At 68.4% G+C, this 12,441-nt stretch carries 17 protein-coding genes; 9 read left to right on the forward strand and 8 right to left on the reverse strand.

Features of this window, described 5'->3' with window-relative positions; genetic code table 11:
• Window positions 1-31: 31 nt before the first annotated feature.
• The gene (locus BLP29_RS19955) at window positions 32-556 is read right to left on the reverse strand and encodes a hypothetical protein (protein ID WP_092807878.1); all 525 of its coding nucleotides are present in this window, start codon (window positions 554-556) and stop codon (window positions 32-34) included.
• Window positions 557-957: 401 nt separating this feature from the next.
• Between BLP29_RS19955 and BLP29_RS19960 the strand changes: the two genes are divergently transcribed.
• Window positions 958-1,170 carry a hypothetical protein gene (locus tag BLP29_RS19960; protein WP_133379325.1) on the forward strand — a complete coding sequence of 71 codons (213 nt, stop codon included), beginning with the start codon at window positions 958-960 and terminating at the stop codon, window positions 1,168-1,170.
• Between the two features lie 40 nt (window positions 1,171-1,210).
• Complete coding sequence (locus BLP29_RS21145; RefSeq protein WP_165839466.1) at window positions 1,211-1,375, forward strand: hypothetical protein; 165 nt, start codon at window positions 1,211-1,213, stop codon at window positions 1,373-1,375.
• Window positions 1,376-1,403: 28 nt separating this feature from the next.
• On the opposite strand, the gene BLP29_RS19970 is transcribed toward BLP29_RS21145, so the two are convergent.
• Both BLP29_RS19970 and BLP29_RS19975 read right to left on the reverse strand, forming a co-directional pair.
• On the reverse strand, window positions 1,404-1,727 hold the full coding sequence (locus BLP29_RS19970) for a hypothetical protein (RefSeq protein WP_092807885.1): 324 nt from the start codon (window positions 1,725-1,727) through the stop codon (window positions 1,404-1,406).
• A gap of 118 nt (window positions 1,728-1,845) precedes the next feature.
• Window positions 1,846-2,397, reverse strand: a complete 552-nt coding sequence (locus BLP29_RS19975; protein ID WP_092807887.1) for a hypothetical protein — start codon at window positions 2,395-2,397, stop codon at window positions 1,846-1,848.
• Between the two features lie 392 nt (window positions 2,398-2,789).
• Between BLP29_RS19975 and BLP29_RS19980 the strand changes: the two genes are divergently transcribed.
• A complete protein-coding gene (locus BLP29_RS19980; protein WP_092807889.1) occupies window positions 2,790-3,071 on the forward strand; it encodes a hypothetical protein in 282 nt (93 codons plus the stop codon).
• A gap of 38 nt (window positions 3,072-3,109) precedes the next feature.
• Here BLP29_RS19980 and BLP29_RS19985 read toward each other — a convergent pair whose 3' ends face one another.
• Window positions 3,110-3,466 (reverse strand): histone-like nucleoid-structuring protein Lsr2, encoded by a 357-nt coding sequence (locus BLP29_RS19985; protein WP_092807891.1) that lies wholly within the window; start codon window positions 3,464-3,466, stop codon window positions 3,110-3,112.
• A gap of 118 nt (window positions 3,467-3,584) precedes the next feature.
• Here BLP29_RS19985 and BLP29_RS19990 point away from each other — a divergent pair, with 118 nt between their 5' ends.
• On the forward strand, window positions 3,585-3,890 hold the full coding sequence (locus BLP29_RS19990; RefSeq protein ID WP_092807893.1) for a hypothetical protein: 306 nt from the start codon (window positions 3,585-3,587) through the stop codon (window positions 3,888-3,890).
• Window positions 3,891-3,930: 40 nt separating this feature from the next.
• On the opposite strand, the gene BLP29_RS20815 is transcribed toward BLP29_RS19990, so the two are convergent.
• Window positions 3,931-4,173, reverse strand: a complete 243-nt coding sequence (locus BLP29_RS20815; protein WP_133379327.1) for a hypothetical protein — start codon at window positions 4,171-4,173, stop codon at window positions 3,931-3,933.
• A 351-nt stretch (window positions 4,174-4,524) separates the two neighbouring features.
• On the opposite strand from BLP29_RS20815, the gene BLP29_RS19995 reads away from it, so the two are divergent.
• On the forward strand, window positions 4,525-5,958 hold the full coding sequence (locus tag BLP29_RS19995) for a hypothetical protein (protein WP_207798628.1): 1,434 nt from the start codon (window positions 4,525-4,527) through the stop codon (window positions 5,956-5,958).
• A gap of 325 nt (window positions 5,959-6,283) precedes the next feature.
• On the opposite strand, the gene BLP29_RS20000 is transcribed toward BLP29_RS19995, so the two are convergent.
• Window positions 6,284-7,318: a hypothetical protein gene (locus tag BLP29_RS20000; RefSeq protein WP_092807895.1), complete on the reverse strand. Its 1,035-nt coding sequence runs from the start codon at window positions 7,316-7,318 to the stop codon at window positions 6,284-6,286.
• A gap of 172 nt (window positions 7,319-7,490) precedes the next feature.
• On the opposite strand from BLP29_RS20000, the gene BLP29_RS20005 reads away from it, so the two are divergent.
• Both BLP29_RS20005 and BLP29_RS20010 read left to right on the forward strand, forming a co-directional pair.
• Window positions 7,491-8,213, forward strand: a complete 723-nt coding sequence (locus BLP29_RS20005) for a TIGR02391 family protein (protein WP_207798629.1) — start codon at window positions 7,491-7,493, stop codon at window positions 8,211-8,213.
• On the forward strand, window positions 8,210-9,190 hold the full coding sequence (locus BLP29_RS20010) for a tyrosine-type recombinase/integrase (RefSeq protein WP_207798630.1): 981 nt from the start codon (window positions 8,210-8,212) through the stop codon (window positions 9,188-9,190). The genes BLP29_RS20005 and BLP29_RS20010 overlap by 4 nt, the downstream gene beginning before the upstream one ends.
• 83 nt (window positions 9,191-9,273) lie before the next feature.
• Here BLP29_RS20010 and BLP29_RS20015 read toward each other — a convergent pair whose 3' ends face one another.
• Window positions 9,274-9,510, reverse strand: coding sequence for an ABC transporter ATP-binding protein (locus BLP29_RS20015; protein ID WP_207798631.1), 237 nt, complete (start codon window positions 9,508-9,510; stop codon window positions 9,274-9,276).
• A gap of 35 nt (window positions 9,511-9,545) precedes the next feature.
• Window positions 9,546-10,817 (reverse strand): hypothetical protein, encoded by a 1,272-nt coding sequence (locus BLP29_RS20020; protein ID WP_133379329.1) that lies wholly within the window; start codon window positions 10,815-10,817, stop codon window positions 9,546-9,548.
• Between the two features lie 61 nt (window positions 10,818-10,878).
• Here BLP29_RS20020 and BLP29_RS20025 point away from each other — a divergent pair, with 61 nt between their 5' ends.
• Entirely contained in the window at window positions 10,879-11,265 is a 387-nt protein-coding gene (locus BLP29_RS20025) for an antitoxin Xre/MbcA/ParS toxin-binding domain-containing protein (RefSeq protein WP_133379331.1), read from the forward strand.
• A gap of 2 nt (window positions 11,266-11,267) precedes the next feature.
• The gene (locus BLP29_RS20030) at window positions 11,268-11,867 is read left to right on the forward strand and encodes an RES domain-containing protein (protein ID WP_092807905.1); all 600 of its coding nucleotides are present in this window, start codon (window positions 11,268-11,270) and stop codon (window positions 11,865-11,867) included.
• Window positions 11,868-12,441 lie beyond the last annotated feature (574 nt).

Here is a 12,441-nt window from a genome sequence, read left to right on the forward strand (position 1 = left end):
CTGGGTGCCGTGTTGCTGGGTGGCGTGCGGCTCAGTGGGTGGGGGTGAGCCCGGCGGTGGGGTCCAGCGCGGTGGCCAGGGCCGGGGGCGCGTCGACGGCGACGATGAGCAGGTCGGTGCCTCGGTCCACGGCGTAGATCCGCACCCGGTAGCCGGCGTGCACGGCGTCGATCCCGTACAGCCCGTAGAGGCCGGCGGCGTGCTCGACGTCGTCGCGGACGTCGACGGCGCCGTTCCAGGCCAGCGCGGTGACCTGGCCCAGCCGCATCTCGGTGATGAGGGTCTTGATGGCTTCGCCGGGGCTGAACGGGGCGCTCAGCGTGCCGTCGGCGGGCAGGGTCTGCCAGGTCAGGGTGTCGATGGCGGTGGTGACGGCGTCGGGGCCGGTGGCGTAGTTGTGGCCTTCACGGGTGGCCCGCTCGCGGTCGAACAGCTGCGCCCCGGTCGACGTCCACGCCCGCAGCAGCCCGGCGGGGTCGGCGGCCGGGACGGACCGGTCCGGTCCGTTGTCGGCCGGGGCGGTGGTCGCGCTGCTGGGCTGGTTGGTGCTGGTCATCGGTGTTCTCCCTGGGTGGCTACGGAGCCGGAGCGGGAGGACGCGAGGTGGGTGGCTGCGGAACTTGTCCCTCAACCGTTCCCCCGGCCCGTCCGGCAGAGAGCTCTGCTCAGGGGCCTGGAGGGTCGGCGGGGGACGAGCGGATCACGATGCTTTGCCGGCGGAGCGCAGCGGAGCCACTCGGGCAAAGGATCCTGATCCGGTCGGGAGGAGGCGGCCTGGAAGGTCCCTACGCTGAGCTGCCGGACGGGCCGGGGGCGCAGTTTGGTGGTCAGCCCGCCGGAGGCGGACACCGGGCGGCGCAGCCGACCCGCGCGCAGCGCGGCCCGTCAGGGCAGAAGGTCCCTGGCCCTGGCTGGGGTGTGACGGTTGTGTCAGACCCCGCCGGGATGGTGCCGTTCATGAGGTTCGGGGAGCAGTGCGAGACGATGTCCTGCACGCAGCGGGGTGCGACGGCGGTGCCGGTCGGTGACGGGGAGCGGCGCTGGGACTTCCTGCTCTGTACCGAGCACGAGGACCAGGTCGAGGCCGGCGACCAGACCCATGTCCTGCGCACCGGCGGCCGCCCGGTGCTGGTCGTCGGTTCGGTGCTGATGTGCGGCGGCGGTGCCTGACCTGGGTCCCTTCGATCCGCCCCGCCCGGCGTGGGTGCGGGTGCCCGCTGCTGGCCGGGAGCGCGCTGACCGGGAGATCGCCGGCTGGGTGCACCAGTGGAAGCGCGGCATGGAGTGGGGGCTGCCGGTGTGGGAGGCCCGGGTGTCCACCGTCGAGCGGGAGCCGTACTGGACGACGTCGGGCAACGTCCGGCCCCGGATCTGACCTGTGGCGTTCGAGGCTGACGGGCGGTCTAGGGCCAGGAGTGGACGTCGGTGGGGTCACCGCTCAGCGGCGTCAGCCCACGGGTGCAGCCTTCGGCCTTGCCCGTCGCCAGGTCGATGAGCTCGACGTTGACGTACTCCAGGGGCCCGGGCGGGTTCGGTCCGATGAGCTCGGCCAGGCTCAGGTTGGCCATGGCCTCGACCCCGCAGGGGCCGCTGCAGTGGGTGCTGATGACGCTGCTGTCGTGCACTCGCCGGAGCTGGTGGGTGGCCCGGATGAAGAACTCGACCTCGGCCGGCGCCGGGGACGAGGCGTCGGCGGGGCGGTCGGGGGTGGGGGTGGTGTCGTCCATGCGGTCACCTTCTCCCCCGACAGGGCCTCCGAACGGCCATCCAGCAGATCTGTGGACAGCCGACGTTGTTGGGGACAACTCCCGGGGGCGACCGCATGGGCCGCCCCCGGGACTCCGGTCAGCGCCGCGGTGCCCGGCTGGGCTGCACCGGCAGCTGCAGGTCGGCGTCCTCGTCGGGCCACAGCACGTCCGCCGCACGGGCCGCTGTTGCCGCGACCTGCTCGAGCGCGGCCAGCGCCAGCTGGTCCCGCAGCACCAGCGTCAGCCCGCCCACCCGCACCGCGACGAATGCTCCCCCGTCCTGGCTGGAGGTCGTGGTGGCCGCGTGCGGTCGCCCGATGTCCTGGGCACCGTGGAGCCGAAGCACGATGCTGGCGTCCTGCCCGTCCCCGACCCGCGCGAGGGCCGGTAGCGGCCTCACTTGCTGGTCGCCGAACGTCTGGGCGCCCAGGGCGCCGGCTTCGCCGGCCGCGATCGCGAACCCGGCGATCGCTGCCCGGTCCAGGAAGTACAGGAGCACTCCGCCCATCCTGGCCATGACGTGTCCGATGCCGGTCCAGCTGGCGTGCGCGGTCTCGAACTCGACGGCACCGGCCAGGTGCACGGTGGCCGAGACGAACTGCTGCCCGCCGGCCGCGGCCGGGCTGACGTCCTTCGTGGTGGTGCTCATGGGGGTCTCCTCCCGCCTGCCCGCCGCTGTGTGCGGCGGGTCGGGAGACCCGGGGGTGAGGGGGTGAGGGTGGGCGGTCCAGGCTCGGGCGCAGCCCGACCGCGCAGCGGCGCCGCAGGCGGCCTTGACCGGTCGGGCCCCCACCCCCTCAGACTGGGTCGACCCGCCGCACCCCCTCACCCGACCACCGCGGCGAAGCCCCAGCCGCAGGCTGGCCACCACCCCGCCAGCGCAGCAGGCCTCGTGCCCACCTCGCCAAGCAGTCGCTGGGGCGCAGGTCATATACCGAGGGCGCCACGACCGGTCACATCGGGCGCGGTCTCGTGCACAATCCCGCCGTGCCCGACCCATCACCGGCGCCCCACGACGAGACCGGCCCGCTGTCACCCGCGATGGCGCACCGCATCACCACGGTCGTCGAGCTGCCCTTCGACAACCTGGAGCAGGCAACGGTCGCGCTGCAGGGACATCTGCGGCACATGCTGACCGAGCGACTCAACATCCCGGCCGGTCAGCCCATGCAGGTCATGGACTGGGACACCCTCACCGTCGACGGTCCCACCCAGCAGACCGACCCCGGCGGCCGCACCTGGTTCACCTACACCGGAACCGCCAGCAGCCGGCTTCTGCGCCCGGTAGACCCAGTCGACACCGGGCAACAGCCGCAGCCCTGACCCAAGGGCCGTCTTGGCCTAGTTCGGGTCTGCCGGTGTCAGTGGGCGGCGTCGTAGGCCTCCACGACAGCACCGGCGATCCGGCCCCGCTCGGACACCTCGTGCCCGTTGGCCTTCGCCCACTCCCGGATCGCCGCCAGATCGGTCCGCCCGCCACCGCTGGCCCGCTTGGGCGCTCCCCCGCTGCCGGCCTGGCGCCGGCCAGACGTGGTGACCTTCCGCGCGGCCGCGGTGTACCGGGACAGCGCCTCACGCATCTCGGCGGCGTTGTCATCGGACAGGTCGATCTCATACGAGGTGCCGTCCAGGGCGAAGGTGACGGTATCACCAGCGCCGTCCTCCAGCGCTTCGCCGGTCAAGTCGTCCTCAAGCATGATCTGCATCTTGCGAGCCACGGAAGTTCTCATTTCGGTTGGTGGTTGCGTCGTTCTTGGCGAACTACAGTAACAATTCACTAACCGTGAGGCGTCCGATAAACATTGCCGGCCCTCGGTTTTGCGGTTAGGGTGAGCTATGCACGACCGGGAATTGACTGAACCGCAGCTGCAGTGGGCTATCGAGCAGCAGCAACTGGTGGTCGAGTCCGCTGATGCCAAGCTGCGGTGGGCCGAGCGGATGCTTGCCCAAGCCAGCACCGAACGCGCTGCGGTCGAGGCGCACAACCGAGCCGACGAAGCGCTTCTCGACGTCGAGATGGCTGAGGAACGCCTGCGCTACCTGGAGCGCCAGATGGCCGCTGTCAGCGCTACCGCACCTCGGACGACCGGCCGTTCCCGCCGCTCCATGCCCGGACAAGCGCCACTGTTCGACGCTGGCTGATCCCTACTCGCCAACGCCCGCACCGACAGTCGACCCGGGGTCATCGCTTCGGCGGCTGAACCAGATCATCACGCACAGCCGAGGCGGCGAGCACTCGGCGCGGAGTCCAGGTGAGCACGGCCTGCCGCAGGCCGTCCCGGTTGGCCTCAAGCCGATAGCCGGTCTTCTTCGTTGGTGTGCTGCCGGACTTGGCCCGATCGACGGTGTCGGCCTCGCCATCGTCCGTCGCGGTGAACTCCTCGAGCGGACCGCGATGGTCGGCGATCAGCCGATAAGGAGGCACCCAGTCAAAGCTAGGGGCACACCCGGCACACAGCCCGGTGATGGCCTACCCCTAGCTGGTCCAGCCGGCTCGGCGGGCGCGCTTGACCACCAGCTCATCGAGGGCGCCATGCAGCAGGCAAGTCAGCCGAACGACGTCGCCCTTGTGCTAGTACTTAGTGGAGTTCGCGGCGCGTTCTCGAGGTACAATGGCGCGGACTAAAATGTCCAGGCAATGCCCGCGCCATCTCCGGAACTTCGGTTTCTTCGGGCTATTTCTGGAAACGTTCACACCAAGCGCGGACGAACCGTGGATACATAGGGTGCAACCCATCTAGGCAGTGTATTAGACGCTGTGGATTAGACTGAGCACGTGACCGACCTCGCTCCCCAGGGCAACCCCACTGGTGTCGCCGTCGCCGATGTACGCAGCGACCTGCAGCGCTTCGAGATCGTCGTCCTCGAACAGCTACGACAAGCCGGGCTCCCCCACGAAGGGATCTTCGTGGAGGTAGGAGAGCGGCACATGTTGCTGAGCAACGTGCAGCCGATCTTGGACGGACTGAGTCCGACCGTGCTCGGCCGGTCGATCTACGTCAGTAAGATGATCGCTGCGGCCAGCGTTGGGCTTTTCGACGCAGCATTGAACTACCTGTGGGACGAACTCGTCCACGAGCTGCGCCGCCGAGTGACCGGCTTCGACCTTAACTACTTCTTCGACGTTGCTGCTGGCGGCAGCGACCTACGCAAACACCTGAAGTCGGAGGAGGACCTCTCCCGCATTGATGACGCCAACCTGTTGCGCGCAGCCAGGGAGATCGGTCTGCTCACCGCCGTAGGCTTTCAGCGGCTGGACCATGTTCGATACATGCGCAATCACGCCAGCGCCGCGCACCCGAACCAGGTTGAACTCACCGGCCTGGATCTCGCGCAGTGGTTGCAGGTATGCATCAACCAGGTAATCACAACCCCACCGGACCACGTCGCAGCCGAGACCGGCCGACTCCTGGGCAACCTCAAGAAGGCACTTCTCGACGGCGACGCAGTTCGCGACGCTGCCTTGTTCTTCGGAGGCCTCGAGTCTCGCGCGGACACCCTTGCCCGCGGCTTCTTCGGCCTTTATCTCGATTCGCAACGAACGCCGACAGTCGCCGACAACGTCCGGCAGTTGTGGCCACCGCTTTGGGAGCACGTCAGCGAGGACGCACGCGGCCGGTTCGGCGTCCAGTACGCCCGACTGCGAGCGAGCGCTGATACTGGGCCAGCCGAAGCTGCTCGGGAGCTACTCGACCTGGTAGGTGGCACCTCCTATCTTCCGCCGGAGATGCGCGCCGCAGAACTGGACGCTGCACTCGACAACCTGATGGCGGTTCATAATGGCTGGAACAACTTCTTCCTGGAAGGCGCGCCAGCGACTGTCGTTGAGCGTTTAGTCGGTCCACAGGGCGACGTCCCGAAGCAGCTAGAACAGAAGTATGTACGCGCCATCGTGGAGTTGTTCCTCGGAAATGGATATGGCGTCGCGTTCAGCGCCGAGGATACTTACCAGCGCCTGGTCGAGAAGTTCACCGTACACATGGCCCGTCGCGCATTGCGTGCTTTCACTAGCGAGAGCATCTCGTCGTTGCTCACATCCACAAGCGCCCGACGCCAATGGAGCCTCCTGGTTGATCTTCTCGAACCTAAGGTCATTTCCAGTAGCGACCGCGAACTAGTTGCCGCGCTGCGCGGATTCTCAGGGACTCCTGATCAGCTGCACCTCGATAGCCAGGTCACCCGACTGGCTAAGGCCCCGGCCTCGACCTGACGACAACTTGCCGACTCAGCGCGGGTCATCCATCTGCATCGGCCACGTCAAGCCTCACCACACGCACCGGGTCGACCGAGGAGCCGGTTGGACGGCGGATGCCCGCGACCTTGGCCGGACACATGCTCGACGGCGAATCCGCATAGGCCGCCAATAGTGCAGGCTATCTGCGGATCGAGTCGTGTGTCGGTTCGAGGCGGAACGTGTCCGGTACAGCCTGCCTCGCAGGGCGAGCCATGGTTTTTCAGTCCGCACGGTCGGCGCTGCCCCGGTACCTACTCGTCGAAAGCACGTTCAAGACGAAATGCTCGTCCGCGAAGAGGAGCTAGTCCGGTGAGGCGGAGGAGGGGTAAGTCGGCAATGCCGCTAGCGCGTCTGTCGGCGCCCCCTCCTCATAATCGACACGCTTGCCTGCCTGCCGGGCGACGTAGTCAAAGCCGTTACGGTCCAGGCTCGTTGTTCCCAGGATCCCTCTCGTCGGAAGACCACGGACGTACTCGTGAAAGTGCGGTCGTTCTCCGCTGAGCTCTGCGATGTACTGCACGAGCAATCGGGCTGCGATCGGCGCAGCGGGATGCAGCAAGGGAGACAGACAGGCGTGCAGCGCTTGAACCTCGGCGAACGCATCCTCGCCGAGTTGGAACAGCTCTATTTCCTCGTCCGACTCGCGAACGTCCCGGCGGACAGCGGCGTTCGCGCGACTCGCTGCAAAGACGTCCTTTTCGAGATACGCGGAGGCTTCCGACTCCGGCCTTGCGTTGGAGCCCTCGGCCAGCCTTGCTGTCATCCGTAGTGACACCAGCCCACGCACTCCATGCTGGAATGCGTTGCGCATCGAGTAGATGATTCGATACCCGAAGCTGCGGTCGTAAACTCTCGAGAAGGCGGCCGCCACCTGAGCCTTTAGGTTGTCATCGCCTGTGCGATTAACCTGCGCTGTCACGTACTCGTGGTACAGCTTGAGCGCCGTGCTGTAGTTGATAATCCGATACTCGATAATCTGTGGCATCCACTCGTTAGGCCTGGGTTGTTCACGCAGTTGTCGCAGCAACTCCTCGCGCGCGTTACGAAGATCGCCCCAGGCGAACGACGGGAAACCGTCGAGTCCACGGGTGAAGCGGTAGATATCACGATGGGCTGCAATTGCCTCATCCCATTCATCGGCGCTCAGCTCGCGGACCTCTATCCATCTCATCTGGCCCGGCTCAGTCCACTCATGCCGGTAGAGGGCACGCACGATCTCCACCTGCGGCTGCCCCTCGCTGTTGGTGGGCAGCATGGCGCGGAAATCAGCCGGCAACTGGGCTAAGGCCTCCGCAAGTGCTGCCGGGACCTCAGCAAGCTCACCGTCGCCGTTCATCCAGCCAGCGTGACATCGGTCGGTGGACAACTGAGCTCGGCGCGTCGACAGCTGGTCCCTGGGGGGTCTACGCGTAGAGCGATCGACCTCGGTAGGCGACGCTCGCCACCGGGCGTCTGGGATAGCTGCCGGCTTGGCAGGGATGCAACATAAAAGACGTTATGTTGTACTCATGGACATCGCGTGGGCGCTCGATGAGCTTGGGATCTTTGAGCGGATGACTGTGCTCACTAACAACAGCCGAGGCGGGTTCGTCACCAGTAGCAGCTCGACCGCCAGTCCCGATGGGGACGTCGCCGCCGCGGCCGCGGTGGTCGAGCAGATCCTCGACCGCGTCATCGCCGACTGGCGGACCACGATCGAGCTCCGGTCGTCGAACCGATGGACCCGACACCGCGAGGCGACCCTTCGTGCCATCACGATCTTGCGCCGCCAGGAGGAGCTTCGCGAGAAGCTCGGGGACAACGCGCCCACCCTGGACGCCAGCCGCCTGCACCCGTGGGCCTGGGACGGTGCCCGCTCGATGTGGGGCAGCCGGCAGTACGCCCAGGCAGTGGTCGACGCTCTGAAGAAGGTCAACGCCGAGGCTCAGCTGAAGGTCGGCCGCCGCGACGTCAGCGAGACCGACCTGTTCAACCAGCTGTTCAGCCTGGACGCCCCGAAAGCGGACAGGCCGCGGCTGCGCCTGATGCCTGATGACGGCAGCGACACCTACTCCAGCGTGCACCGCGGCGCCCGGTCGCTGGCCGAGGGCCTGTTTGCCGGCGTCCGCAACCGGCTCAGCCACGAGGTCACCGAGAGCCCCGCCGAGGAGCAGCACGCCCTGGAGCAGCTGGCCGCGGTCAGCGTGCTGGCCCGCTGGGTCGACGACGCAGAGGTGGTGACGGCGCCGTGAGCGCTGAACTGGCCCCGGCGTTCTCCTCCGCGGTGGTCGTCGCACCGCGTGCAGCTCCGGTGCCGGTCACCCCCGCCGAGGCGACCCGGCTGTCGACGGTCGATGACCTGGTGCGGGGGTTCTTGCTGTCCAAGCGATCGGCCACCACCCGCGCCGCCTACACCGCCGACCTGGCCTCCTGGCTGCACTGGTGCACCCAGCTCGAGCTCGACCCGCTGCGCGCCGGCATCCACCACGCCGACGCCTACCTCCGAATGCTCACCGAGGTCGGCGACCCCCGCACCGGCCACACCCTCGCCGCCGCCTCCGTCGCTCGGCGCACCTCAGCCGTCCACGGCTTCTATCGCTACGCCGCCCGCCACAGTGCTGTCGCCGGCTCGCCGTTCACCGGCATCACCCGGCCCGCGGTCGACGAGGAATCCATGACTTCCGGGCTTACCCGCGACGAGGTCCATGCCCTGTTCGCCGCTGCCCGCGCCCACTCCCCCCGCTCCGAGGCCCTGATCAAGCTGCTCGTGCTCAACGGGCTGCGAGTGTCCGAGGCTTTGGGCGCACGAGTGGAAGACCTGGACCACGACCAGGGGCACCGGGTGCTGCGGATTCGCCGCAAGGGCGGCCGCCGAGCCCGAGTGCCGCTGACCCCCGACGTGCAGCACGCCCTCGCCGGCGCCATCGGCGAGCGCACCGCCGGCCCACTGTTCGCCACCAGCAGCGGCCGCGCCCTGGACCGCACCGCAGCCTGGAGACTGCTGCGCCGGCTCGCAGCCGACGCCGGCCTACCGGCCGCCGGCCGGATCAGCCCACACTCTGCCCGGCACACCTATGCCACCACCGCCCTAGACGCCGGCGTCGCCCTTCGGGACGTGCAGGACTCCATGGGCCACCGAGACCCCCGCACCACCCGGCTCTACGACCGGACCCGCGCCAACCACACCCGCAATGCCACCTACGCCGTCGCCGCCGCACTCGCGGACTAGCCGTGATCTGTCTGGTAGGAAACACGCAGGGCCCCCCGCAATTGAGGTGCGGGGGGCCCTGCTGTTCAGGTGGCGAGGCGGGGCTAGCCCTGCTCGGTCACGCTGGTGCTGGGGTGCCGGGCTGCAGCGGCGCTGGAGATGAAGTGCCCGGTGATGGCGCTGCGGTGGTGGGTGCCGCTGCTGCGGTTGGCCCCGGATCCGCTCTCGGTGACCGAGGTGCGGGGATGCCGGGCGGCAGCGGCGCTGGAGATGTAGCGCCCGGAGATGGCGCTGCGGTGGTGGCCCTTGGCCATGTTCTTGTTCCTTTCGGTTCGAGACATCCCCGGGTGGGAGCCTCGGTCTGGGGGTGCCGGCGCTAGGCGGCCTTGCGGTGGCGCAGCGCCTGGCGGTGATGGTCGGCGACGGCCTTGGTGGCCATCAGTGCGCCGATGTCGATGCGGGTGATGGCTGGGTTGCGTTGCCGGGTGGCGGCGAGGCGGGCAGCGAGGTCGAGGGCCTCATCGGCGTGGGCCGCCAGCCGGTTCCACCCCCAGGAGGGGCGGGAGATGCGCTGCTGCTGGAGCAGGCTGGTCTTCCGGCTGATCAGGGCGTGGGTGCGGGCATCGCCGAGCAGGGATTCCCGCCCCATCGGGCAGCACCCCGGGTCGGGGCAGATGACCCTGGCCATGAGCCGGCGATCAGTGCTGATGGCCACCACGGTGCGCTTGGGCACCGACCTGTTGAGCTGCCGGATGAAGACCCCGCGCGGCCCGCGGGGCGCATTCGGGTCTGGTGCAGTACGACGGTTGGTCATGGCGACGCGCAAGTCGCACCGTTCCCTGCGACCGATCCCGGTCTCGTAGCCTGCGGCTCCTCCGGCGACGGAGACGTCTCCGAGCACTCCTTGCTGCCAGGCCGTCACCGGTGCGATGCGGGCGAGCCGGTGCATGGTGGCCAGGTAGTCGGCCAGCCGTTGTGCGGGATGGGCTCCCTGGTCGACCTTGCTGGCGGCCAACGCGATCTCCTGCACCCCCAGGGCCTCGACGCCAGTGGCCAGCGGCTCGATCACGGCGGGCCAGGTCGGACGGTGCAGCAGCCGCCAGCCCATGGCGACGACGGCGATAACCGGGACGTGGATCTGTTGCGCGGCCAGGTAGCGGTGGGTGGCCGCCCATAAAGCCAGCTGGACCTGCAGCCATCCGTCGGTCGCGGACTCGATGTGCACGTAGGGGGCCAGAATGGCGCTGGCCCCGTGCTGCAGCTGGAACTCCACGCAGGTAGCCACCACCTGGTCGACCCGGGTCGGGTTGAGCAGGTCGGCCGGGGTGGCGATCGCGGCCTCGGCGTAGGGAAGGGCGGCCCACGAGTCGCCGGGGTGCTGGTAGTCCTGCAGGTAGTAGGTCTGCGGGTCGATGAGCATCGGGATGCCCGCCACCTGGGCCAGCTGGACGATCTCAGCCTTGCGCGGAGCCAGGTGAGCGTCGACGACCACCCGGTGCGGTGCAGCCGGTCCCGCGCCAGCCCCGTGCGCGCCCAGTACGCGCCGCAGCAGCGCGATGTCGTCACCGCCGATGCGGACCGTGAGCTCAGCCATGAGCGCTCCCTTCCTCGACCCGAAGCATACACAGATACGCAACTCGATGCGCAACTAGACCCGAAAGGTAGACCGCGATAGGCTATGCACATATCGCCCGAGGGAGGGCAGTCCCATGGAGGAGAACCGCATGCAGCATCAAGTGGCCACACCGTCCGACGATCAGGTGTCGTACTCCGAGACCTATCCGCGGATCGTCAGCCTGGTCACTGAAGTTGGAATCACCCAGGGCCAGCTGGGCCAAGCCGTGGGCTCCAGCCTGCGCACCGTGCAGAACTGGGCCGGCGGCGACACCGCACCCAACGGCGTCAAGCTCCAGCGCCTGCTCGACCTGAAGTTCCTCGTCGAGGAGCTGCAGACCGCCTACACCGAGGAGGGGATTGCTATCTGGCTCAACTCGCGCAACCGCAACCTGTCCGGGCAGCGACCCATCGACCTGCTGGTCGCCGGCAACATCGATGAGGTGCTGGCCGAAGCCCAGCGCGTATCGGGGGCTATGTAGTCATGACCACCACGGCCGCTCAGCTGTCCAGCGCACCCACCGCTCAGGTCACCGGCATCTGGCAGCGTCACGTGCCAGCCCGCTTCTCGCACACAGGCCTGCAGGGCCGTCGCAGTGCCGGCCGCTGGGGGACTCGCAACGGGTTCCCGGTGCTCTATCTGGGCAAGCCAGAGCAGTCCGTGGTGATCGAGGCCTACCGCCACCTGGTCGACCCCGTCGAGGACCCCATGCCCCCGGGCTCCTTCGTCCCCCGCATGCTCATCACCGCCAGCGTGGAGGTCGACAACGTCCTGGACCTCAGGACCGCTGGTGGCCGGGCAGCTGCCGGATTGACGATGGCTGAGCTGCAGAGCGCGACCTCCGACCGGGAGGCCTACCGACAGTGTCAGCTAGTGGCACAGCTGGCCCATCAGCTCCGCTATCACGGCATCGTCGCCCCAGCGGCCACCAAGGTCGGGGAGACCCTGGCGCTGTTCACCGATGTAGTGCCTGCAAACCAGCAACCGGTCCACCTGGCGGACGAACACTGGGACACCCTGCCCCAGGACCCGCGCAACCCCGGCCAGCGTCGACTGCGTCTGATCGGTCCCTCGGACACCTGATCTCCAGGAAGGTCGTGCCCGCAGCCCCCTTGCGTGCCGACTTCGACCTACTCGAGCGCCGCGATAACTCACCCCGGGCCGGCCCTGCATCTGCAACGGTGCGGGGCCGGTCCCGCGACGTAGGTGCTGGCCGGCATTGGCTGCGCCCGCGGCACGGGTCATCAGACTGACGAGATGAGCACCGCCGAGCTGCCGCCCGGCCCCGCCGGCCCTCCTCTGGAGCTGTCCGCGACGGTGACCGTGCCTTTCCCGGGCTCGAGCGCGCCACCGTCGCCTTGCGTGGTCGGCTGCGCGCCGATCGTGATGACTAGGCGCTACCGCCGGTTCCGTCCTCCTGCTGGACCGAAAAACCCTGACTGTCGACGGGCCCGAGGTCGGCGTCGACCCCGACGACCGCAGCTAGTTTGTCTACACCGCGCCCGTCACCACCCACCCCTGCGGGCGGTGGACTGAGTCTTCGAGCACGGACCGGCGGAGCCCCCGGGGGCGAGGCACGGCAGCTCGGTCACGACCCGGACCGGGCGGCACCTGCTGTCGGATCACAAGCTGGCGTGATGGGGTTTATGGGCCGTTG

It is taken from the genome of Klenkia marina (assembly GCF_900101025.1).
GTDB lineage: Bacteria > Actinomycetota > Actinomycetes > Mycobacteriales > Geodermatophilaceae > Klenkia > Klenkia marina.

Bases quoted from the DNA above. Each gene is read 5' to 3' on its own strand.
- BLP29_RS20015 (WP_207798631.1), bottom strand. From the start codon at position 9,510: ATGTCTCGAACCGAAAGGAACAAGAACATGGCCAAGGGCCACCACCGC.
- BLP29_RS19975 (WP_092807887.1), bottom strand. From the start codon at position 2,397: ATGAGCACCACCACGAAGGACGTCAGCCCGGCCGCGGCCGGCGGGCAG.
- BLP29_RS19955 (WP_092807878.1), bottom strand. From the start codon at position 556: ATGACCAGCACCAACCAGCCCAGCAGCGCGACCACCGCCCCGGCCGAC.
- BLP29_RS19970 (WP_092807885.1), bottom strand. From the start codon at position 1,727: ATGGACGACACCACCCCCACCCCCGACCGCCCCGCCGACGCCTCGTCC.
- BLP29_RS20025 (WP_133379331.1), top strand. From the start codon at position 10,879: ATGGAGGAGAACCGCATGCAGCATCAAGTGGCCACACCGTCCGACGAT.
- BLP29_RS20000 (WP_092807895.1), bottom strand. From the start codon at position 7,318: ATGAACGGCGACGGTGAGCTTGCTGAGGTCCCGGCAGCACTTGCGGAG.
- BLP29_RS20005 (WP_207798629.1), top strand. From the start codon at position 7,491: ATGGACATCGCGTGGGCGCTCGATGAGCTTGGGATCTTTGAGCGGATG.
- BLP29_RS19980 (WP_092807889.1), top strand. From the start codon at position 2,790: ATGGCGCACCGCATCACCACGGTCGTCGAGCTGCCCTTCGACAACCTG.
- BLP29_RS19960 (WP_133379325.1), top strand. From the start codon at position 958: ATGAGGTTCGGGGAGCAGTGCGAGACGATGTCCTGCACGCAGCGGGGT.
- BLP29_RS19990 (WP_092807893.1), top strand. From the start codon at position 3,585: ATGCACGACCGGGAATTGACTGAACCGCAGCTGCAGTGGGCTATCGAG.
- BLP29_RS20030 (WP_092807905.1), top strand. From the start codon at position 11,268: ATGACCACCACGGCCGCTCAGCTGTCCAGCGCACCCACCGCTCAGGTC.